The following is a 19895-nucleotide window of genomic DNA, read 5'->3' on the forward strand; positions in this document are numbered from 1 at the left end:
CATATTGCATTCTGGCAACACTTCGCGGGGTAGTGTATTCCCCGCGGGCATAGCCCGCAGAGGCACGACCGGGATTGAGGAAAACGTGGCAATAGAACGAATTATCATCGTCGGTGGCGGTACGGCCGGGTGGATGGCAGCAGCAGCCCTGTCGCGCATCAAGGCGGGGCGGGCTGTGGAAATCACACTCATTGAGTCCGAAGCCATCGGCACGGTCGGGGTTGGCGAGGCAACGATTCCACCCTTTGTGGGCTTTAACGATCTGCTCGGCATCAAGGAAAGCGAGATGCTGGCCGCGGTCGGCGGCACGTTCAAACTGGGCATCCAGTTCGAAAACTGGGGCAATCTGGGCGAAAGCTACATCCACCCCTTCGGCGCCTATGGCTACTCGATGGGCGGGATCAGCTTTCATCATGTGTGGCACCGCATGGCCAAGGCCGGGGACAAGCGCCCCATCCAAGTCTTCAACGTGGAAACGATGGCTGCCTATTTCGGCAAGTTCGCCCGCACCGAGGATTACGCGAGCGAAGATCTGCCGCCGGTCAATTATGCCTATCACCTCGATGCCGGGCGTTATGCCGCGTTCCTGCGCCGCTTTGCGGAAGAACGCGGCGTGGTGCGGCAGGAAGGCAAGGTCGCCGATGTCGCGCTCGACCCTGAGAGCGGCTTTGTCACCGGAGTCACGCTGGACGATGGCCGCCAGTTTGCGGGCGACCTGTTCATCGATTGCTCGGGCTTCCGGGGCTTGCTGATCGAGCAGGCGCTGAAGACAGGCTATGACGACTGGAGCCAACATCTGCCCTGCAACCGTGCAGTGGCGCTGCCCTGCAAGCGTGACGACGGCAGCCCGCCCCCGCCCTTCACCCGCGCCACCGCGCATAGCGCCGGATGGCAATGGCAGGTGCCGCTGCAACACCGCAACGGAAACGGCCATGTCTATTGCTCCAGCTACATGGAAGACCAGCAGGCGCTCGACATCCTGCTCGGCAATATCGCGGGCAAACCGCAGGCGGAGCCCAATTGGCTGCGCTTTGTGACCGGGCGTCGCAAGAAGTTCTGGAACAAGAACGTCGTCGCCCTTGGGCTGGCGGCCGGCTTCATGGAGCCGCTGGAATCGACCTCGATCCACCTCATCAACACCGGGATAGACAAGCTGATCTCGCTGCTTTCGCTCGATGGGATCACACAGGTGCAGGAGGATACCTTCAACCGCCTGACGGGCCGCGAATATGCCCGCATCCGCGACTTCCTGATCCTGCACTACAACGCCACACAGCGCACCGATTCCGACTTCTGGAATTACGTCCGCACGATGGACGTGCCGGACACGCTCAAGGAGAAGGTCGAGATTTTCCGCGCCAACGGCCAGATCTTCCGCGAGGAGGACGAGCTGTTCACTGAAACCAGCTGGGCCGCGGTCATGATGGGTCAGGGGATCACCATGGGCGGGCACAATGCCATGGCCGACGCGCTCGATCCGGCCAAGACCCGCACAGAGGTGGACGAGATGGAAAGGTCGATCCGCTACCTCGTCCAGCATATGCCGGGGCATGGCGATTATCTGGCGCGCTATTGCCCCGCGCCGATCGCAGCGTGACTCCCGTCTAGCGGGCGATTCTTGACAAACGCGGGCGGCGCTTGAAAGGGGAAGCGTTGCCCCTCTCCCGCTCGCCCCGAGGTTTCCCCGCCATGACCCACGATCCGCACGGCTGGACCGCGCTGGTGCTGGCCGGACAGCGCCCGGGCGTTGACCCGGTGGCCGCCCATTTCGGGCTGGAGGCCAAGGCGCTGATGCCGGTCGCCGGTGAATTGATGCTGGGCCGGGTGCTGATGGCGCTGGCCGACACCCCGCAAGTCGCGCGGATCATTGTGCTGGCGCAAAACACGCTCAAGCTGAAAGCGCACCCCGATCTGGCCTGGGCGGTCGAAGAGCCGCGGATCACGTTCCAGGTTTCAGGCCCCACGATCAGCGGATCCGTTCTGGCGGCGGTGAACGATCCAGCGATCGGCCTACCGGTGCTAGTCACCACCGCCGACAATGTGATGCTCACGCCTGCCACCCTTGCGGAATTCATCGCCGGTGCCGGGTCAAGTGATGTCAGCGTGGCGATGGTCGAGCGCGCCCGGTTGGAAGCTGCGGTCGGCCCGAACCGGCGGACTTGGCTGACCTTCAAGGGCGGCGCTTACACCGGCGCGAACCTGTTCGCCCTGACTGCCCCGGCTGCACGCAATGCGCTGACGTTTTGGGAGCGGGTTGAGCAGGATCGCAAATCGGTGCTGCGGCTCGCCTCGCATTTTGGCCCGGTCTTGATGGCAAAGCTGCTGCTGCGGCGGATGACCGTCCACGAAGCGCTTGCGGCCGCAGGCACGAAGCTTGGCGCGAGCGCCGCGCCGGTGCTGCTCAGTGACGGGCGCATGGGGGTCGATGTCGACAAGGTCGAGGATCACGCGCTGGCCGAGCGGCTGCTGACGGCGCGGAACTGACACCTGTGCAAGCCATCGCCCTCTACGATCTCGACCGCACGGTGACCCGCGCGCCGACATTTACCCCGTTCCTTGTTCACATGGCTGCAAGCGGCAACCCGCTACGGCTGCTCGGCGTGCCACTGTGGGTGCTGGCGATGCTGGGCTACAAGGCAAAATTCTACGGGAGAAAGCCGCTCAAGCAGTTCGGTCTCAACCTGCTTGTCGGGCGCAAGGTGCGCAATGGGCGCCTGCAACCCCGGATCGACGCTTTCGTCGCCGGGCAGCTGGCACGCAATATCCAGCCGGGCGCGCGTGCGCAGATCGCCGCCGACCGGGAAGCGGGCGTGCGCCTCGTCCTCGTCACCGCTGCACCGGAGATTTACGCTGAGGCGTTGGCGCAGGCGCTGGGTTTCGAGGCCTGCATCGCCACCCGCCACCAGTGCGATGGTGCGGGCAACCTCCTCGCGCTGATCGACGGCGAGAACAATTACGGCGCACATAAGGTCGCCCGCGTCGAGGCATGGCTGGCAGAGCAAAGTCTCGCCCGCGCGGATTGCCACCTCACCGCCTATACCGACCACGCCAGCGACGCGCCGATCCTGAACTATGCCGACACCGGCGTGCTGGTCGGCCGCTACGCCAAGGCCCAGCCCGGGTGGGCGCAGGCTGACTGGAGCGCGCCTGAAATGAGCCGGGCCGCCACATGAGCCGCATCTGCTTCCTGTTCAACCACGACCAGACGCATCAGTTGGCGCATTCGCTCCCCATCGCGATGGCGTTGGCGGCGCGGAGCGAGCACCGGATCGTGCTTGCTTACACCAAGCCCGCGATCAGGGCCGAGATTGAGCGGCAGGCGGAGCCCGCGCTGCTCGCCAAGGTGGAACTGGTGCGGCTCACCCTCAAGCAGAGCGGATCGCAAGCGATCGCGAGCCTGCTCGAGCGACTGGTTCCGGCGCGTAAACTGCTCATCTACCGCGACAATCTCGATTTCTTTGCCAGCTTCGATGCGGTGGTGGTCTCGGAAAAGACCACGCTGCTGCTCAAGACCCTTTACGGGATGGACAAGGTTAAGCTGATCCACACCCGCCACGGCGCAGGCGACCGGGCAATCGGCTTCAACAAGGAAAGCGCCGGTTTCGATCTGGTGCTCGTCTCCGGCCCCAAAATCCGCGACCGGCTGATCGCGGAAGCGGGGCTCACGCCGGAACAGATCGCGCTGGTCGGCTATCCCAAGTTCGATCTGTGCGCGAACAACCGTTTCGCGGATACCTTCCCCGCGCCCGAGCGGCCGACCGTGATCTACAACCCCCACCCCTCGCCCAAGCTATCGAGCTGGTTCAAGCATGGCGCGGCGGTGATCGCGGCATTCCGGAATCAGGATCGTTACAATCTGATCTTCGCGCCGCACGTGATGTTGTTTGAGCGCAAGTGGGTGGTCACGCTGGACCCGCCGAGCCTTGCACGGGTGGTGCCGCCTGGCGCAGGGTACCGCGCAGAACGCCGCATCCACATCGACACGGGCAGTGCCGCCAGCAGCGACATGAGCTACACCAACCGCGCGGACATCTACCTCGGTGATGTCAGCAGCCAGGTCTATGAGTTCCTGCGCGCGCCCCGTCCGTGCCTGTTCTTGAACTCGCATGGCGTGGATTGGCATGATGATCCCAACTACCTCCACTGGCGCGCGGGCTCGGTGCTGGATTCGCCCGCCCATCTGCTCGATGCGATAGATGCTGCGGTCGCTGCGCATCCCGACTATGCACCCACCCAACAGGCACTGATCGACGCGACCTTCTCTCTCAGCGAGCGCGCCTCGGCCGAGCGGGCGGCGGATGCGATTGGCGAATTTCTCGAAGGAACCAAGCCCCTTGGGTAGTCTCACCGATTTCTGGCGTTACGGCGTGGTCAAGACAGCGCGCAAGCTGAAGGCCGCCGCACTATCGCCGGTGCTGGCCGCGCGCGGCGATGGTCCGGTGCGCTCGGCTTACGGCGTGCTGATGGTGCCCAACTGGCAGGACACCACGTTCCGCTATTGCATCTTCGGCACCTATGGCAGCGACTTGTCCGATCTGCTTCTGGGACAGCGGGAGCCATTCGTGTTTGTCGATATCGGCGCCAATCAGGGGCTCTATTCGCTGATCGCCGCGCAGAACCCCAAGTGCCGCCAGATCATCGCCTTTGAGCCCGTTCCAGTGACCCACGCGCGGCTAGCGGCGAATGTGGGGCTGAATGGCGGGGCGGAGCGCACGGTGTTGCACATGCTCGCCATCGCCGACAGCGTGGGCGAGGTTGAAATCAGCGTCGCGGAAGGTCACACCGGCACGGCAACGCTGGCAGGGCGCGAGGGACAGAGTGGTGGCGGCGGCGTGGTGATCCACACCATCGACGCCCCGCTGGTCGATCCGCTGCTGGCGGGCGAACTCCCGATGTTCGTGAAGATCGACGTCGAAGGGCTGGAGTCGGTGGTCATCGCCGAACTCGCCAAGACCAAGGCTGTCGCCCGCGTTGAGGCGATCTTCTACGAGGTCGATAACCGCTGGGCCAGCGCTCGCGAGATCGAGACTCTCCTACGTGCCAGCGGCTTTACACGCTTCGCCAAGTACGGGCGCGGCCACCACTACGACGTGCTGGCGACGCGCTCCTGAAGCAACGCCTGCGCGAGCGCCCGGCCTGACAACCAGGCGCCCTCCACCCGCGGGCTGTGGAGATAATCGCCCGCGATCCCGATCCGCAAAGCTGCATCGAAGCGCGCGCCTTCGCCGCTAAGCGCCTGCGGAAGGGCATAGAGCCATCGGTGCGTGTCCAAATGTCGTGGCGCGGCCGATGCGGCGCCGGTCGCAGCGAAGAAGTCGGCGAGCAAGATTTGTGCGACCTCTTCCTTGGGCAAGTCGATCAGTTCTCGGCTGCGGGTCGGCGAGGCGTGGATCACCCAAGTCTCCACCCCGCTACGCCCCGGCTTGGCCGAGTTGCGCGCGGCCCAGCTTACGGGGCCGGTATCGGAACGGTAGGTGTCGGCAGCAATCGGCAGCCTTGCGTTGAAGCCTGCCATTACAGCCCAGCAGGGTTCGGATTGGATATCCCCCGCTAGCGCTGCAAGTTCGGGCGCAGGCTCAGCCAGCAGCACGGCAGCCTGTTCGGCAGGGACAGCCACGAGCACTCTGGCGGCGGTGAAACTCTGATCGCCTGCTTCGATCCGCCAGCCTCCCGACGCCTGCTCCAAACGCTCGGCCCGCACACCCCAGCGCACGTCGAGCGTCTCGGCCATCGCCTTCACGCAAGCGTTCATCCCCGGCGTGCCGACCCACGCATCCTCGCCCGCAGCAGGCCATCGCGCGGCAACGCCTGCCGCTTCCCACGCCGCCACCGCCTCGCAGAATGCCGGATCGCGTGCGGTGAAATACTGCGCGCCGTGATCGAAGCCGATCTGCTCGCCGCCGATCTCCGCCCGCCGCGCCGCCATGCGCCCACCGGGGCCGCGCCCCTTGTCGAGCACGATGATGCGCTGACCCGCAGCCGCCAAAGCGGTCGCCGCGGAAAGTCCCGCCATGCCGCCGCCGATAATCAGAATATCACAATGTCCGTCCATCCCGCGCCAACGCTCGGAAGGCGGCGAAGTTTCAGGGCGCAGACCGCGGCGCGCGCGCTTCAGCCAGCAGCAGCGAAAATTGCTTGGCGTCATCGGTCCAGCGCGCCCGCGGCTCCCAGCCGCCCGCTGCCAGCAGCATCTGGCCCGACTGCTTGGTGAACTTGTGGCTGTTCTCGGTGTGGATGCTTTCACCCTCGCGCATGGAGAACGGCTGCTCGCTGACCGTGAAAGCGAGGTCTTGCCGCGCGACCAGATGCATCTCGATCCGCGCGAAGGTATCGTTCCAGCGCGCTTCGTGGCGGAAGGCGTCGACCGGAATATCACCGCCCAGCTCGTGATTGATGCGCGTCAGCAGGTTGAGGTTGAACTGCGCCGTCACCCCCGCCGCATCGTCATAGGCGGCGAGCAGGACGTCCTCGTCCTTCACCAGATCCATCCCGATCAACAGCAGCGCGCCCTCCCCCAAAGTCTCGCGCATCGAGCGCAGCAGGTCAGTCGCGGTGCGGGCGATCATGTTGCCGATGGTCGAGCCGGGGAAAAAGCCAAGTTTGGGCAAGCTGGCGACCTCTGCGGGAAGCTCGACCCGGCGCATGAAATCGGCCTCGACCGGATAGACCGGCAGGCCCGGAAACTTCGCCGCCAACGCCGCCGAAGATGCGCGCAGAAAATCGCCCGCGATGTCGAGCGGGACATAGGCCGAAGGCTGAATCGCCGACAGCAGCAGCGGCGTCTTGACCGATGAGCCCGAGCCAAACTCCACCACCGCCCGGCCCGGCCCGATCAGCTCGGCAATCTCTTGAGACCGACCGCGCAGGATCGCAGTCTCGGCGCGAGTCGGGTAATACTCGGGCAGCTGGGTGATGTCCTCGAACAACTGCGATCCGGCATCGTCATAGAACCAGCGCGCGGGGATCGCCTTCTGGGCAGCGGCAAGCCCCGCCAGAACATCGGCGCGGAACGCCAGATCGACGCCGCCGGCATCGCGATTGACCAGTTTGAGGCCCTTGGCAAAAGTCATCTCAAACGTCCTTGGCGAGCCTGAGCGCGGTGAATTGCCAGCGCTGATGCGGATAGAAGAAATTTCGATAGGAGGCGCGCGAATGGCCGCGCACCGTGGCGCAAGACGCGCCGCGCAGCACCACCTGTCCGCTCATGAATTTGCCATTATACTCGCCCACCGCGCCGTCGGCGACGCGGAAGCCGGGAAAAGGCAGATAGGCCGAGCGGGTAAATTGCCAGCCATCGCCGAACAGCCCCGCGCTGCCCGTGGGCAAAGGCGGGGCGGCGGCATCAAGCTGATTGCCGCCCGCAGGATCGTGCGCCGCTGCGATCGCTTCCCATTCGAATTCGGTCGGCAGCCGTGCGCCGGCCCAGGTCGCGAAAGCATCGGCCTCGAAATGCGAAATGTGGGTGACGGGTGCGTGGGCATCGCGGGTCTGCCAGCCTTGGTGGGTAAAGTGCTGATCCTCGCGCCAGTAAAGCGGCGCTGTGATGGCTTCACGCTGCACCCAGCCCCAGCCATCGGCGAGCCACAGGCGCGCATTGCGGTAGCCGCCATCGGCGATGAACGCGTCCCACTCGCCATTGGTTACCAGCCGGTCAGCCAGCGCAAAGGGTTCGAGCAGCACGCGGTGGCGCGGGCCTTCGTTGTCAAAGGCGAAGCCCTCCCCCTGATGCCCGACCAGCGCAATCCCTCCGGGATGCGCGTGCCAGCCCATCGGTGCGACGGGCGCGGCAGCGGCGGGCGGCGCACCATCCCACATGGCCGGGCCGAGCGGGTTCTGGAACAGGGCGTGCTTGATGTCGGTCAGCAGCAACTCGATGTGCTGCTGTTCATGCGCCACGCCAAGCGCAATCAGCGGCGCAAGTGCTGGGTCATCGAGCAGCGGCGCCATGGCCTCATTCACCACCGCGCGCCATTCCAGCACCTCAGCGAGCGAGGGGCGCGACAGCAACCCGCGCGCTGCCCGGCTGATCCGTGCACCCTCCGCCTCGTAATAGGAATTGAACAGAAACGGCCAGTCTTCGCGGTGGAGCTGATATCCCGGTGCGTGTTCGCGCAGCAGGAAGGTCTCCCAGAACCATGTCGTATGCGCCAAGTGCCACTTGCCAGGGCTCGCATCTTCCATCGACTGGATGCTGGCATCGGCGTCGCTCAACGGCGCGACCAGCGCTTCGGTCAGAGCGCGCGTCGCCCGGAACCGATCAGCCAAAGCGGCAAGATCATCGGCGCCGGCAGCCATCTGTCGTTCGTTGCGCTGCAACCCGCGTCTCCTGTTCCACCCTGCACCGTCAGATACGGATCATGTCTGCCTGCCGTTACACAAGAAAGACGCAACATAGGCACGAGGCTATCGGAAAATCATCACACGCATCAGATTTTCCTGCCGGATAGAAGCGGACTAAGCCCACCCCGACCCGAAATCAGGCCGCGTTGGCGCTGACTTCGGCCTCGCGTTCGCCTGCGGCAGAGTTCAACATCTCGGCCACTAGGAACGCCAGTTCGAGCGACTGTTCGGCGTTGAGGCGCGGGTCGCAATGGGTGTGATAGCGGTCGCCAAGGCGCTCTTCGGTGAGACCCACGGCCCCGCCGACGCATTCGGTCACGTCCTGCCCGGTCATCTCGATATGGATGCCTCCGGGATGAGAGCCTTCGGCGCGGTGGACGGCGAAGAAGCCCTTCACTTCGCGCGTGATCCGGTCGAACGGACGGGTCTTGAAGCCGGTGTCGGACTTCACGACGTTGCCGTGCATCGGGTCGCAGCTCCATACCACCGGGTGCCCTTCGCGCTGCACCGCGCGGACGAGGCGCGGCAAGCCGTCTTCGACCTTGTCATGGCCAAACCGGCTGATGAGCGTGATGCGCCCGGCTTCCCGCTTGGGGTTGAGATCGTCGAGCAGGCGCAGCAGTGCATCGGGCTCCAGCGAAGGCCCGCACTTCATACCCAGCGGGTTGCCGATCCCGCGCGCATATTCGATATGCGCCGAGCCGGGGAACCGCGTGCGATCGCCGATCCACAGCATGTGCGCCGAGGTCGCGTACCAATCGCCGGTCAGCGAATCCTGCCGCGTCATCGCCTCTTCGTAAGGCAGCAGCAGGCTTTCGTGGCTGGTGTAGAAGCTGGTGCCCTTCAATTGCGGCACGGTGCCGGGGTCGATCCCGCAGGCTTCCATGAAATCGAGCGCTTCGCCGATCCGGTCGGCCATCTCGCTGAACTTTTCGGTCCACGGCGTGCGGCCCATGAAATCGAGCGTCCACTGGTGGACCTGCCGCAGGTTGGCATAGCCGCCGCCCGCAAAGGCGCGCAGCAGGTTGAGTGTGGCGGCGGCCTGCGAATAGGCTTTGACCATGCGAGCCGGATCATTGCGGCGCGACACCGGATCGAACTCGATCCCGTTGATGTTGTCGCCGAGGTAGCTCGGCAGGGTCACGCCATCAATGGTTTCCGTCGGAGCCGAGCGCGGCTTGGCGAACTGTCCCGCCATGCGGCCGACCTTCACCACCGGACGCTTGCTGGCGAAGGTCATGACGACCGCCATCTGCAACAGCACGCGGAACGTATCGCGGATGTTGTTGGGGTGGAATTCGGCGAAGCTTTCCGCGCAGTCGCCGCCTTGCAGCAGGAACCCGTGGCCGTTCGCGACCTGCGCCAGATCGGCCTTGAGCGCGCGCGCTTCGCCTGCAAACACCAGCGGGGGATAGTGCGCGAGGGTCTTTTCCGCTTCCGCCAGCTCAGCCGCATCTTCGTAATGCGGCAGATGGCGCGCTTCGTGAGCCTTCCAGCTATCCGGGGTCCAGGTCTCGGGCACAGTCACAACTCTTTCTTCTCAATGGCGCGCGGCAAGGCTTGCGCGGGGGCGCCCGCTACAGGAGCGGGGCACGAATTGTAAAGCAGCAATGCCGCTCAAAACAACTTTATTTCCCGAACAGTGCCAGTGAGCGCAGCGATCAGCGACCTGAAGGCGCCGTCAGCGTAGCATTTGCACTCGCTCCGGCAGCCGGAGCCTCGGCCAAAGTCTGGCCTTCGGGAATGATGGCCAGACGGAATGGCGACGCCTTGGCCAGATAGCGATCAGCCAGGAACTGCATCACCTGCGGGCTGGTCTGCGAATAATCCGCCAGCAAGCTGCGCAGCAGGATGACACGCTGGGGATCCTGCGTCGCGCCTTCCAGGTTGTAGAGCCAGAACTGGTTGCCGGTCGATGCACGCCGGATCATCTGACTCAATGGCTCGGTCACCCGTTCAAGTTCATCGGCGGTGGGCGGGCTGGCGGCGAGGTCCCTGGCGATTTTCTCGGCCTCGGCGAAGAACACCGGCACGAACTCAGGTTCAAGCTGGGCAAGCGCAGTGATCCGCCCGCCGCTGGCGAGATCTGTCGGCCAGTTCGAGAACACCTGCGGCGAATAGCTCGCCCCGGCGCGTTCGCGCAGCGCATCCATCAGGCGGTTGTTGAACAGTTGGGTGAGAATTTCGAGCTGGCGGCTTTCGCGCAAGCTCGCAACTCCGCCCCCGCTGGGCCAGGCGACCACGGCGGCGGCCTGATTGGCATCGCCGCGGTGGGTCACGACCGAGGGAGTGGCCGAAGTCGGGGCGAAGGGCGGAACGCGCGCCGCAACATCGGCCGGGATCGGCTCACGCCGCGGCAGTGCTCCGAAGGTGAGGCGCAGCTGTTCGATCACGGCGGGGTGATCGAATTCGCCAAACACCAGCACTTCGATCGGCCCTTGCTTGAGCAGCGGCTCCCACACCGCGCGGAAGCCCTCGGGCGTGGCGGTCTTGAGCGCAGCCGGATCGGGCGTCGCAAACCGCTCGTCGCCGCCAGTCACGAGATATTCCAGATCGCGGTTGAGAATGCCGCCGGGGCTGGTGGAATAGGTGTTGTAGGCCAGCTCTGACGCCGCCTTGGCGCGGATCACCGGATCCTTGTCCCAGCGCGGCATCCCGAGCTTGGCGGCAAACAGATAGAGCTGGTCGTTCACATCTTCCGACCGGGTTTGAGCGGTAAAGGTGAACACCGCCTCGTCGATCGCAAAATCGAAGCCGATCTTGCGGCCTGTTGCCAGGCGGTCGAGCTCGTTCTGCCCGAGCTCGCCCACGCCCGATCCGACCAGCGCGCCTTGACCCAGCGCGGCATAGACCGCGTTGTCCTTGTCAAAAGCGCGGTAGCCTGCGCCAAAGCGCACGCGCACTGTCACCCGGCCCGGTTCGGCATCATTGGCCCAAACCAGTGCTTTAACGCCGTTGGCAAAGTCGACCTGCTCGATCTCGAGCACGCCGAGCGGGTTCTGCGCGGTGATGGCGCCGGGGGAACCGACCGGGGGCAGTTCGTCGAACGAGATCGACTGTGCAGCCAGCCGCGCAGTGCCATCGACCTTGGCTTCGGCAGCAAGCGCCAGCTTCAGCACGCCCACATCGGCCTCACCCGCTGTCGGCGTCACATAGACCGAACGGGTCACCGTGCCTTCAAACAGCCCGCGGGTCCGTTCCAGCACCACATCGGGCGTCAGGCGCGGCTTCATGCCCCGGAACACGTCAAGCACCACCTTGGGCGCGGCCACCGTCTCGCGGATATCGACCGCGTTGACGACGTTGTTGGCAAGATCAGAACCCGACTCCACGGTTTCCTGCTCGACCCCGTTGGCGAAGACCACGTCGAACTCGGCGACCTCGCGGTCAATTTCTTCCTGCGTCGGCGGGTTGGTGAGCGCGTCGGCAATCACGGCCCGAACATCGGCGAGCGCTGCCTGCCAGTCGCCCGTCAGCGGGGCAAAGGTCACGAAGGTCGCATCGGTTGAGCGCGAGACATCGTCCTGCTGCACCTGCGCATAGAGGAAGCTGCCGCCGCCGCGTGCGCGCGATTCGAGCCGCCGGTTGATGATCGCCTGAGCGACAGCATCGGTCAGCAGGCCTTCATTATACTTGATCGTATCGGTCACTTGCCGCCACGGACGCATCACCGCATAGGTCAGGCTCCGCGGCAAATCGGGTTCCACGCCGACCGCCAGCTGGCCAATCGGTGCGCCGGTCACGCCGTCATCCTGCGCGCCTGCGGGCGGGACAGGATCGCCGAAATCAGGGGCGACGCCGGGCTTGCCGGTGCCTTTCCAGTCCCCGAACCACTGCTCCACCAGCCCTGCCAGCACCATCGGATCGGCATCGCCGACAACCACGATCACGGTGTTTTCCGGGCGATACCAACGGTCATAGAACGCCTTCACGTCCTTGCCATTGGCGGCCTTCAGGGTTTCATCCGTGCCAATCGGGCTGCGGGTGGCGAGGCGCTGTCCGGCAAAGAAGGTCTGCCGCGTAAGGTCTGCCATGCGTAGCCCCGCCCCGCCGCGTTCACGCTTTTCGGCGAGCACGATCGGACGTTCGGCCGAAACATTGGCGTCGTTCAGCACCGGCTCGCGGATCATGCCCGACAGCAGCTTGAAACTCTCGCTGAGCTTGGCATCGTCGATATTGGGAATGTCGAGCTTGTAGGCGGTGTGGGTCGGGCTGGTTTCGGCGTTGGCATCACTGCCAAAGGTCGCACCCAACCGCTGCCAGGCGTAGATGGCCTCGGCCTGCCCGAGATACTTGCTCTCACGGAACAGCAAGTGTTCGAGCAGGTGAGCATAGCCCTGCTCCTTATCGGTTTCGTGCAGGGAGCCTGCATCAATGCGCACCCGGATCGAAACCTGGCGCGGCGGCACGCCATTGCGGCGCACTGCATAGCGTACGCCGTTCTTCATCTGCCCGAATAGCCACTTTTCATCGACCGGAACGTCCGAGCCCTTGTAAAGCCACGGCACTTCGCTGCCCGTCTGGAGCGCCTGCGGCTGGGGCACCGGCGGCAGTGGTTGCACTTCGACCGGCGGCGGGGGAGCGGCCTGCTGCGCGAGCAGCGGCTGCACCAGCGCAAAGGGGGCAAGAAGAATGGCGAGAGCGCGACCAGCACGGGAAAACGACGTCATATCTCACTTATAGGGCGGCAAAGTGTGAAGCGATAGTGAATGGTTCTCGGCCCATCCGCCCTTGCCCCGCGCAGCTGCGGCACCTAGATTGGGCTCATGTTCATAGAAACCGAAACCACTCCGAACCCCTCCGCCCTCAAGTTCCTGCCGGGCACCACCGTGATGCCCACCGGCAGCCGCGAATTCGCCACGCCCGAAGCGGCGGAAGCGAGCCCGCTGGCGCAGGCGATCTTCGACACGGGCGAGGTCGTGAACGTGTTCTTCGGTTCCGATTTCGTCAGCGTCACCGCTGCGCCGGGTGCCGATTGGAGCGCCCTGAAGCCGCAGGTCATCGCGATCCTGCTCGACCATTTCGTCTCGGAAGCACCGCTGTTTGCTGGCGGGAGCGGCAACGGGATTTCCGTTCCGCCCGAAGACGAAGCGGTGGTGGAAGAGCGTCCCGAAGATGCCGAGGTGATCGCGGCGATCAACGAACTGCTCGAGACCCGCGTGCGGCCCGCCGTGGCAGGTGACGGCGGCGACATCGCCTATCGCGGCTTCCGCGACGGGGTTGTGTATCTCACCCTGCAAGGCTCATGCTCGGGCTGCCCGTCGAGCACTGCGACGCTCAAGCACGGCATCGAAGGCCTGCTGAAGCATTACGTCCCCGAAGTGACCGAGGTGCGGGCGGCGTGACGGTGCAATTTCACGACCACGTCCTTTCGGACGCGGCGCTCGACCAGCTGTTCAATGAAGCGCGCAGCTATAATGGCTGGTTCGACAAGACTGTTTCGGACGAACAGCTTCACGCGATCTGGGATCTGATGAAGATGGCCCCGACCTCTGCCAATATGCAGCCGGTCAGAATCGTGTGGGTCAAATCATCCGATGCCAAAGCCAAGCTCGCCGAATGCGTGATGGAAGGCAACCGCGCCAAGGTGCTGGCCGCCCCCGTTACCGCTGTGATCGGATACGACATCGACTTCCACGAGGAACTGCCGTGGCTGTTCCCTCACGCCGACGCGAAGAGCTGGTTCGAGGGTGACGAACGGGCCCGTGAGCAAGGCGCGTTCCGCAACTCCTCGCTGCAAGGCGCCTATCTCATGCTCGCCGCACGCGCGCTGGGCCTCGATTGCGGCCCGATGTCAGGCTTCAACGGCGATGCCGTGAACGCCGCCTTCTTCGCCGACGAACCGCGTCACCGGGTCAATTTCATCTGCTCGGTCGGCTATGGCGATCCCGCCAGCATCTTCGAGCGCAGCCCGCGTCCGGAATTCGCGACCTTCAACCGCATCGCCTGACAGAAATCTCGCGCTTGCGCGGGCGCGCGGTGTGAGGCATCGCGCAGCGCCATGCGCGTGCTTGCCATCGAAACCGCCTCAGAGGCGTGCAGCATCGCCCTTACCGAGGGCGCAGCGATGCTTGCGCATGATCACCGCGTGATGGCCCGCGGCCATGCCGAGGCGCTGGTGCCGATGATCGGTGCCTTGCCGGACAAAGGCCGCGCCGACCGCATTCTCGTCAGCCTCGGGCCGGGCAGTTTCACCGGTGTGCGCATCGGATTGGCAACCGCCCGCGCGCTCGGGTTTGCGTGGGGCGCAGAGGTGCTCGGCTATCCGACATTGGCGCTGATCGCAGCGCAGGCCCAAGCGCTGCATCCGGGCGAACCCGTGACGGTCTGCATGAATGGCGGACACGGCGAATGGTTCGTACAGGATTTCGGAGCTGATGGCCTGACCGCCAATGAGCTGTCCTCTATGGCTCCTGCGGCGGCGATGGCAGCCGGAGCGCGGAACCTGATCGCAGGCAATCGCGCCGAGGACTTCGCCGCACTGTTGGGCGATGCACGACAAGTTGTCACGCTGCTGCCGGATGCCGCACAAGTGGGGCTGGTGCCTGACGCGCTGCTCACCACGCACCTCGCGCCAATCTATGGCCGGGGTGCCGATGCCACCCCGATGGCGCTGCGCAAACCCGCATGACCCCCCGCCCCGCTCCCAGTCCCGCTCTCATCGACCGGATCATGGTGGTGATGGAGGCAGCGTTCGACCCGGCCTATGGCGAGGCCTGGAACCGGCGGCAGGTGGCCGATGCGCTGACTCTATCCAGCACCCACGCGCTGGTGGTCGACGCTAACGGCGCGCCGATCCCTGACGAAGGCGATTTCAGTGAAGGCCCCGCACCCGCCGGCTTCGTGCTCACGCGCTATGTGCTCGACGAAGAAGAACTGCTGCTGATCGCGGTCATACCCGGCGCGCGGCGGCGCGGAGTTGGCGCGGCACTGCTCGAACACTTGTTCGCCGCCGCCCGATTGCGCGGCGTCACACGTATCTTCTTGGAAATGCGGCGCGGCAACCCCGCCATCCAATTGTATCACAAGTTTGGTTTTGAACCTATCGGTGAGCGGCGTAACTATTACCGCATGGCAAATGGCGAGCGTGTCGATGCGATTACTTTCGGTCGATCAATCTAGTAGAACTCCATTCATCGCAAATTGATGGCCAAGCGGACCACCACAGTTGCCAAGATTGACGACTTGATCCATGGCGCAGTAACCGGCGCGACTTGAACGCCGTGTGAGAGGAACTCATGCAGGATCTGGAAATTGATATGAACGAAACACTTATCACGCTGACCAGCGACATTGTCGCTGCGCACGTCAGCAACAATGATGTGGCGGTGACTGACGTCCCGGCACTCATCACCAACGTCTACAACGCGCTCGCCAATCTGGGTGAGAAGGTTGAGATCGAAGAACCCAAGCCCAAGCCTGCGGTCGCGATCCGCAATTCGGTCAAGCCGGATCACATCGTCTGTCTTGAAGATGGCAAGGAGCTGAAGATGCTCAAGCGCTATCTTCGCACCAATTACAACATGACGCCCGAAGACTACCGCGCGCGTTGGGGCCTGCCGGCCGATTACCCGATGGTCGCCCCCAACTATGCCGAAAAGCGCCGCGATCTTGCCAAGAAGATCGGTCTTGGTCGCAAGCCCGGCACTGTGATGGCTCCCAAGACGCGCCGCACCAAGAAGACGGCGTAAAACTGCGCCTTCCGGTCGCATTGTCCATCAGCCTGTCAGACCGCCCCTGTTGAGAGGGTGGACGGCCCGCTTGAGCAAGCAGCCTCGTCCCTGTAGGGATGAGGCTGTCTTGCTTTCGGGCGATCGCATCCCACAGGGGCGGCGCACTCGGCAATGGAGCGTTCCTTGACCCAGAAAATCGATCTCGAACAACTTTGCGCCGAAAAAGGCCTGCGCATTACCGAACAGCGCCGGGTGATCGCCAAGGTGTTGTCGGAAAGTGACGACCATCCCGATGTCGAGCTGCTGCACAGCCGCGCTGCTGCGGTCGATCCGCGCATCTCGATTGCGACGGTGTACCGCACCGTGCGCCTGTTCGAGGAAGCGGGTATCCTCGATCGCCATGATTTCGGCGATGGCCGCTCACGTTACGAGCCGGTGCCCGAAGCGCACCACGATCACCTGATCGACGTGGAAACCGGCAAGGTCGTCGAATTCGTCGACCCGGAAGTCGAAGCGCTGCAACGCCAGATTGCCGAGCGGCTGGGATACCGGCTCGTCGACCACCGCATGGAGCTCTACGGCGTGCGCCTGTCCCGCAATGACTGACGCAGAACTGCGCGCGGCTGCCGCGCGGGGGGAAAGCACGCCGGTATCCGCCATCGGCTGGATGCGGCTGACTGTCCGCGCGCTCGCGCTGGTCGGCCTCATCATCGTCTTCGTGCCGTTGCACTATCTGTTCCGGGTGGTGTCCTATGGATCACCGTTCCCGATGCTATTCCTGCGCTATGCGGCGCGGGTGTGCGGGGCCAGGGTCGAGGTGATCGGCACCCATCTGAAGCGCGACGTATTCTTCGTCGCCAACCACTTGTCGTGGATCGACATTCTCGCACTGGCAGGCGCTAGCGGCACCGCCTTTGTGGCCAAGGCGGAACTGGCTGAGGCCCCCGTGGTCGGCTGGCTCGCCAGTCTTAACCGCACTGTCTTCGTCAAACGCGAGCACCGCATGGGCGTGGCCGAGCAGATCAATGCGCTGAAGGAAGCGTTGGTCGATAACTGGTCGGTCACGGTATTCCCTGAAGGCACCACCACCGACGGCCAATCGCTGCTGCCGTTCAAGACCTCGATGCTGTCGGTGCTTGAACCGCCGCCGCCGGGCGTGCTGGTGCAGCCGGTGATCTTGGATTACGGCCCGGTTGCTGAATGGATCGGCTGGGTAGGCGAGGAAAGCGGCATCAACAATGCCAAGCGGGTGCTGTCACGCAAGGGCACCTTCAAGGTCCGGCTGCACTACCTCGAACCGTTCAGCCCGGAAGACTTCCGCGGCCGCAAGGCGATCAGCCATGAATCGCGCCGCCGGATCGAGGAAGCGCTGATCGACATTCTCGGCAAGCCGCTGCGCCCGTTCGCGCACACGGTTGCCCCGGTTCGCTACGAACCGAAGGTTGACGCGGCGGACTAAAGCCCTGCCCTGACCAGCCAATCGTGGAAGATGCGCACCGGGCGGCTTTCCAGCGCGACCGGTTTGCACACGAACCAGTAGCTATAGGGGCTCTCGACCGGCTTGCCCGGCAGGTTGATCAAGCGATTGTCGTTGGCGCGGCGCAAGTGGTCGTCGTGCATGATCGCGATGCCAAGGCCCTGTGCGGCCGCCTCCAGCATCAGCGCGCCGGAGTCGTAGTGGTCGATCGCGGCGGGATCCATCGCGTCGAGCCCGTTGGCCTTCTTCCACGCCATGAAGCTCTCGGGCAGTTCGTTGTGGATCAGGAAGGTCTGCTTGGTCATCACTTCAGGCGTGATGTCTGGGCCGATCGCGCGGGCGGTGTCCTTGGAACAGATCGCATGGACGAGATTGTGGTCGAGCCGCACAGCGTGCAGCCCGCTTGCCGGTCCGCGTGACAGGATGATCGCGGCATCGAGCGTGTCGCCCACCCGGTCTTCAAGATGCGGGGCGGTGTCGATGTCGATATGCAGCAGCGGGTGACGCTTGCGCAGCTCGCCCAGCCGCGGGAACAGACGCTGGCTGCCGAACATCGGCAACACGCCAAGACGCAGACGCAGCAGCGCGATATTGTCCGATTGGCTCTCCACCGCACGGGCGAGCGCTTCCATATGCGGGTTCACCGCCTCGTAGAAGGCCTGGCCCTCATCCGTCAGCTGCATCGACTGTCGCGCGCGGGTAAATAGCTTCTTGCCGACGAATTCTTCGAGATTGCTGATCCGGCGCGACAGCGCCGAGGGGCTGAGACCGATCTCCTCCGCCGCCGCCCGGGCAGAACCCAGACGGACCGTGCGCATGAAGGCTTCAAGCGCGCGCAGGGGGGGAAGACGACGTGCCGGCATGAATTCTCTCCTTGGTGAGAAGAGATACGCCCGAGACGCCGATTGGATGCAAAAAATCGAAGAAAAAATGCGTGGAAGACGAAAAAGTTGCGCCTATTGCATCTCACTTGCATCTTCTGGCGGGTGCAAGCGCAGCCGGGTCACGTGGGTTTCGTCGCCCGCCGTCACCTCAATCCGCCAACCGCTCGGATGTTCCAGCACTGTGCCGACATCTGGCACAGCCTCAGCCAGCACGAAGGCGAGACCGCCCAACGTGTCGACCGATTCTGCCACCTCGGCGAGGCGCGGGTCGATCCGCTCGGCAATGTCATCAAGCTCGGCGCGCGCGTCCACGTCCCACATGCCTTCGCCGATGGGGACGATCAGTTCTTCGGGCGTCTCGTCGTGCTCATCCTCGATCTCGCCGACGATTTCCTCGACCAGATCCTCAATCGTGATGAGCCCGTCGGTCCCCGAGAATTCATCGAGGACGATGGCAAGGTGCACGCGCTGGGTGCGCATGTCAGCGAGCACGTCCAGCGCGCCGCGCGCCTGCGGCACATAAAGCGGCTGGCGCATCAGCGTGGTCCAGTCAGCGGGTGGCGGCGTGCCGTTGGCGAGGAAAGGGAACACGTCCTTGATGTGGATCATGCCCACCACGCTATCGAGCGTTTCGCGATAGACCGGCATCCGCGAATGGCCATGCTCGCTGAAGGCGGCGACCATTTCTTCCCAGCTGATCGAGGCATCGACCGCGATGATCTTGCCGCGCGGCACAGCCACGTCATCGGCATCATGTTCAGAGAAGTGGAGGAGGTTGCGCAGCATCTGCCGCTCGACTCGCGACAGGTCACCCCCGCCACTGCCACCGGTATCAGAACCGGCGCCGCCGTTTTCGTCCTCGTGCTCGTCAATGGCTTCTTCAAGCTGCTCACGCAGGGAGCGGGCGCCTTCGAGCTTCAGGAGCTTGCGCAGCGCAGGCCACAGCCCGCTGCTACTGTCCGCGTCTCCGGATTGAGATGCGGGCGAATGGGAATCGGCCATGGCCTTGAATGGGGCTCCTATGCAGTTTCAAGCGTCATATGGGTCAGCGATGCCCAGTTTGGCAAGTATCGCTGTCTCCAGCGCCTCCATCGCCTCGGCCTGAGCGTCGCTGTCGACATGGTCGTGGCCGGCAAGATGGAGCAGTCCGTGGACGATGAGATGAGCGGCGTGGGCTTCAAGCGCCACGCCCTTCTCCGCCGCTTCGCGTGCACAAGTTTCATGCGCCAGTGCGATGTCACCGAGCATTTCGGGCGGGCCGTCTGATGCGAGGGCTTCGAGTTCCTCTCGCTCCAGCATCGGGAAGCTGAGGACGTTGGTCGGCTTGTCGCGCGCGCGCCATTCGCGGTTCAGCGTGTGAACCTCGGCATCGGAGGTGAACAGCAGGCTGGCGATCAGGCGTGGGTTGGCGAGCAGGGGTTCGGCCTCTCCCGCCGCCTGCGCGGCGCGCTCTGCCAGCGCTTCCCAGTCGCCCGCAGGCCAGTCTTCGATGTCGATGTCGAGTTGCATGATGGCGCCGCC

20 protein-coding genes are annotated in these 19895 nt (G+C 64.4%); 12 read left to right on the forward strand and 8 right to left on the reverse strand.

All coding sequences use genetic code 11. From position 1 onward, the window contains the following. Positions 1-85: 85 nt before the first annotated feature. The 5 genes from GRI59_RS11790 (at position 86) to GRI59_RS11810 (ending at position 5111) form a co-directional block, all read left to right on the forward strand. A complete protein-coding gene (locus GRI59_RS11790) occupies positions 86-1597 on the forward strand; it encodes a tryptophan halogenase family protein (protein WP_337190263.1) in 1512 nt (503 codons plus the stop codon). 92 nt (positions 1598-1689) lie between these two features. Beyond that, on the forward strand, positions 1690-2484 hold the full coding sequence (locus GRI59_RS11795) for a nucleotidyltransferase family protein (RefSeq protein WP_160761342.1): 795 nt from the start codon (positions 1690-1692) through the stop codon (positions 2482-2484). 5 nt (positions 2485-2489) lie between these two features. Next, positions 2490-3173, forward strand: a complete 684-nt coding sequence (locus tag GRI59_RS11800) for an HAD family hydrolase (RefSeq protein WP_160761343.1) — start codon at positions 2490-2492, stop codon at positions 3171-3173. Beyond that, positions 3170-4342, forward strand: a complete 1173-nt coding sequence (locus GRI59_RS11805) for a hypothetical protein (protein WP_160761344.1) — start codon at positions 3170-3172, stop codon at positions 4340-4342. Before GRI59_RS11800 ends, GRI59_RS11805 begins: the two co-directional genes overlap by 4 nt. Continuing rightward, positions 4335-5111, forward strand: coding sequence for an FkbM family methyltransferase (locus GRI59_RS11810; RefSeq protein ID WP_160761345.1), 777 nt, complete (start codon positions 4335-4337; stop codon positions 5109-5111). The genes GRI59_RS11805 and GRI59_RS11810 overlap by 8 nt, the downstream gene beginning before the upstream one ends. Here the strand turns inward: GRI59_RS11810 and GRI59_RS11815 are convergent. From GRI59_RS11815 to GRI59_RS11835, 5 genes are all read right to left on the reverse strand, one after another. Further along, positions 5084-6052, reverse strand: coding sequence for an NAD(P)/FAD-dependent oxidoreductase (locus tag GRI59_RS11815; RefSeq protein ID WP_160761346.1), 969 nt, complete (start codon positions 6050-6052; stop codon positions 5084-5086). The genes GRI59_RS11810 and GRI59_RS11815 overlap by 28 nt on opposite strands. A 31-nt stretch (positions 6053-6083) precedes the next feature. Next, positions 6084-7070: an L-histidine N(alpha)-methyltransferase gene (egtD, locus tag GRI59_RS11820; RefSeq protein ID WP_160761347.1), complete on the reverse strand. Its 987-nt coding sequence runs from the start codon at positions 7068-7070 to the stop codon at positions 6084-6086. Position 7071: 1 nt separating this feature from the next. Beyond that, complete coding sequence (gene egtB, locus GRI59_RS11825) at positions 7072-8295, reverse strand: ergothioneine biosynthesis protein EgtB (protein WP_160761348.1); 1224 nt, start codon at positions 8293-8295, stop codon at positions 7072-7074. Positions 8296-8476: 181 nt separating this feature from the next. Next, on the reverse strand, positions 8477-9862 hold the full coding sequence (locus GRI59_RS11830) for a class II 3-deoxy-7-phosphoheptulonate synthase (RefSeq protein ID WP_160761349.1): 1386 nt from the start codon (positions 9860-9862) through the stop codon (positions 8477-8479). A 139-nt stretch (positions 9863-10001) separates the two neighbouring features. Further along, positions 10002-13010, reverse strand: a complete 3009-nt coding sequence (locus tag GRI59_RS11835; RefSeq protein WP_160761350.1) for a M16 family metallopeptidase — start codon at positions 13008-13010, stop codon at positions 10002-10004. 96 nt (positions 13011-13106) lie between these two features. Between GRI59_RS11835 and GRI59_RS11840 the strand changes: the two genes are divergently transcribed. The 7 genes from GRI59_RS11840 (at position 13107) to GRI59_RS11870 (ending at position 17472) form a co-directional block, all read left to right on the forward strand. Further along, the gene (locus tag GRI59_RS11840) at positions 13107-13685 is read left to right on the forward strand and encodes a NifU family protein (protein WP_160761351.1); all 579 of its coding nucleotides are present in this window, start codon (positions 13107-13109) and stop codon (positions 13683-13685) included. After that, on the forward strand, positions 13682-14290 hold the full coding sequence (locus GRI59_RS11845) for a malonic semialdehyde reductase (protein ID WP_160761352.1): 609 nt from the start codon (positions 13682-13684) through the stop codon (positions 14288-14290). The genes GRI59_RS11840 and GRI59_RS11845 overlap by 4 nt, the downstream gene beginning before the upstream one ends. Positions 14291-14341: 51 nt before the next feature. Further along, positions 14342-14971, forward strand: a complete 630-nt coding sequence (tsaB, locus tag GRI59_RS11850; protein ID WP_160761353.1) for a tRNA (adenosine(37)-N6)-threonylcarbamoyltransferase complex dimerization subunit type 1 TsaB — start codon at positions 14342-14344, stop codon at positions 14969-14971. After that, complete coding sequence (locus GRI59_RS11855; RefSeq protein WP_160761354.1) at positions 14968-15462, forward strand: GNAT family N-acetyltransferase; 495 nt, start codon at positions 14968-14970, stop codon at positions 15460-15462. The genes tsaB and GRI59_RS11855 overlap by 4 nt, the downstream gene beginning before the upstream one ends. Before the next feature lie 116 nt (positions 15463-15578). Further along, complete coding sequence (locus GRI59_RS11860) at positions 15579-16031, forward strand: Ros/MucR family transcriptional regulator (RefSeq protein ID WP_160761355.1); 453 nt, start codon at positions 15579-15581, stop codon at positions 16029-16031. Between the two features lie 165 nt (positions 16032-16196). Further along, complete coding sequence (locus tag GRI59_RS11865; RefSeq protein WP_069311290.1) at positions 16197-16619, forward strand: Fur family transcriptional regulator; 423 nt, start codon at positions 16197-16199, stop codon at positions 16617-16619. Continuing rightward, positions 16612-17472 (forward strand): lysophospholipid acyltransferase family protein, encoded by an 861-nt coding sequence (locus GRI59_RS11870; RefSeq protein ID WP_160761356.1) that lies wholly within the window; start codon positions 16612-16614, stop codon positions 17470-17472. Before GRI59_RS11865 ends, GRI59_RS11870 begins: the two co-directional genes overlap by 8 nt. Here the strand turns inward: GRI59_RS11870 and GRI59_RS11875 are convergent. The 3 genes from GRI59_RS11875 to ybeY all read right to left on the reverse strand — a co-directional run bounded on the left by GRI59_RS11875 (position 17469) and on the right by ybeY (position 19883). Further along, positions 17469-18353 (reverse strand): LysR substrate-binding domain-containing protein, encoded by an 885-nt coding sequence (locus GRI59_RS11875; RefSeq protein ID WP_160761357.1) that lies wholly within the window; start codon positions 18351-18353, stop codon positions 17469-17471. The two genes, GRI59_RS11870 and GRI59_RS11875, sit on opposite strands and share 4 nt — an antisense overlap. Positions 18354-18446: 93 nt before the next feature. After that, entirely contained in the window at positions 18447-19376 is a 930-nt protein-coding gene (locus tag GRI59_RS11880) for a hemolysin family protein (RefSeq protein WP_160761358.1), read from the reverse strand. Between the two features lie 27 nt (positions 19377-19403). Next, the gene (ybeY, locus tag GRI59_RS11885) at positions 19404-19883 is read right to left on the reverse strand and encodes an rRNA maturation RNase YbeY (protein ID WP_160761359.1); all 480 of its coding nucleotides are present in this window, start codon (positions 19881-19883) and stop codon (positions 19404-19406) included. Positions 19884-19895 lie beyond the last annotated feature (12 nt).

The organism is Erythrobacter ramosus, from assembly GCF_009828055.1.
GTDB classification, from domain to species: domain Bacteria; phylum Pseudomonadota; class Alphaproteobacteria; order Sphingomonadales; family Sphingomonadaceae; genus Erythrobacter; species Erythrobacter ramosus.

Bases quoted from the DNA above. Each gene is read 5' to 3' on its own strand.
- GRI59_RS11795 (WP_160761342.1), top strand. From the start codon at position 1,690: ATGACCCACGATCCGCACGGCTGGACCGCGCTGGTGCTGGCCGGACAG.
- GRI59_RS11805 (WP_160761344.1), top strand. From the start codon at position 3,170: ATGAGCCGCATCTGCTTCCTGTTCAACCACGACCAGACGCATCAGTTG.
- GRI59_RS11815 (WP_160761346.1), bottom strand. From the start codon at position 6,052: ATGGACGGACATTGTGATATTCTGATTATCGGCGGCGGCATGGCGGGA.
- egtD (WP_160761347.1), bottom strand. From the start codon at position 7,070: ATGACTTTTGCCAAGGGCCTCAAACTGGTCAATCGCGATGCCGGCGGC.
- egtB (WP_160761348.1), bottom strand. From the start codon at position 8,295: ATGGCTGCCGGCGCCGATGATCTTGCCGCTTTGGCTGATCGGTTCCGG.
- GRI59_RS11835 (WP_160761350.1), bottom strand. From the start codon at position 13,010: ATGACGTCGTTTTCCCGTGCTGGTCGCGCTCTCGCCATTCTTCTTGCC.
- GRI59_RS11840 (WP_160761351.1), top strand. From the start codon at position 13,107: ATGTTCATAGAAACCGAAACCACTCCGAACCCCTCCGCCCTCAAGTTC.
- tsaB (WP_160761353.1), top strand. From the start codon at position 14,342: ATGCGCGTGCTTGCCATCGAAACCGCCTCAGAGGCGTGCAGCATCGCC.
- GRI59_RS11855 (WP_160761354.1), top strand. From the start codon at position 14,968: ATGACCCCCCGCCCCGCTCCCAGTCCCGCTCTCATCGACCGGATCATG.
- GRI59_RS11860 (WP_160761355.1), top strand. From the start codon at position 15,579: ATGCAGGATCTGGAAATTGATATGAACGAAACACTTATCACGCTGACC.
- GRI59_RS11870 (WP_160761356.1), top strand. From the start codon at position 16,612: ATGACTGACGCAGAACTGCGCGCGGCTGCCGCGCGGGGGGAAAGCACG.
- GRI59_RS11875 (WP_160761357.1), bottom strand. From the start codon at position 18,353: ATGCCGGCACGTCGTCTTCCCCCCCTGCGCGCGCTTGAAGCCTTCATG.
- GRI59_RS11880 (WP_160761358.1), bottom strand. From the start codon at position 19,376: ATGGCCGATTCCCATTCGCCCGCATCTCAATCCGGAGACGCGGACAGT.
- ybeY (WP_160761359.1), bottom strand. From the start codon at position 19,883: ATGCAACTCGACATCGACATCGAAGACTGGCCTGCGGGCGACTGGGAA.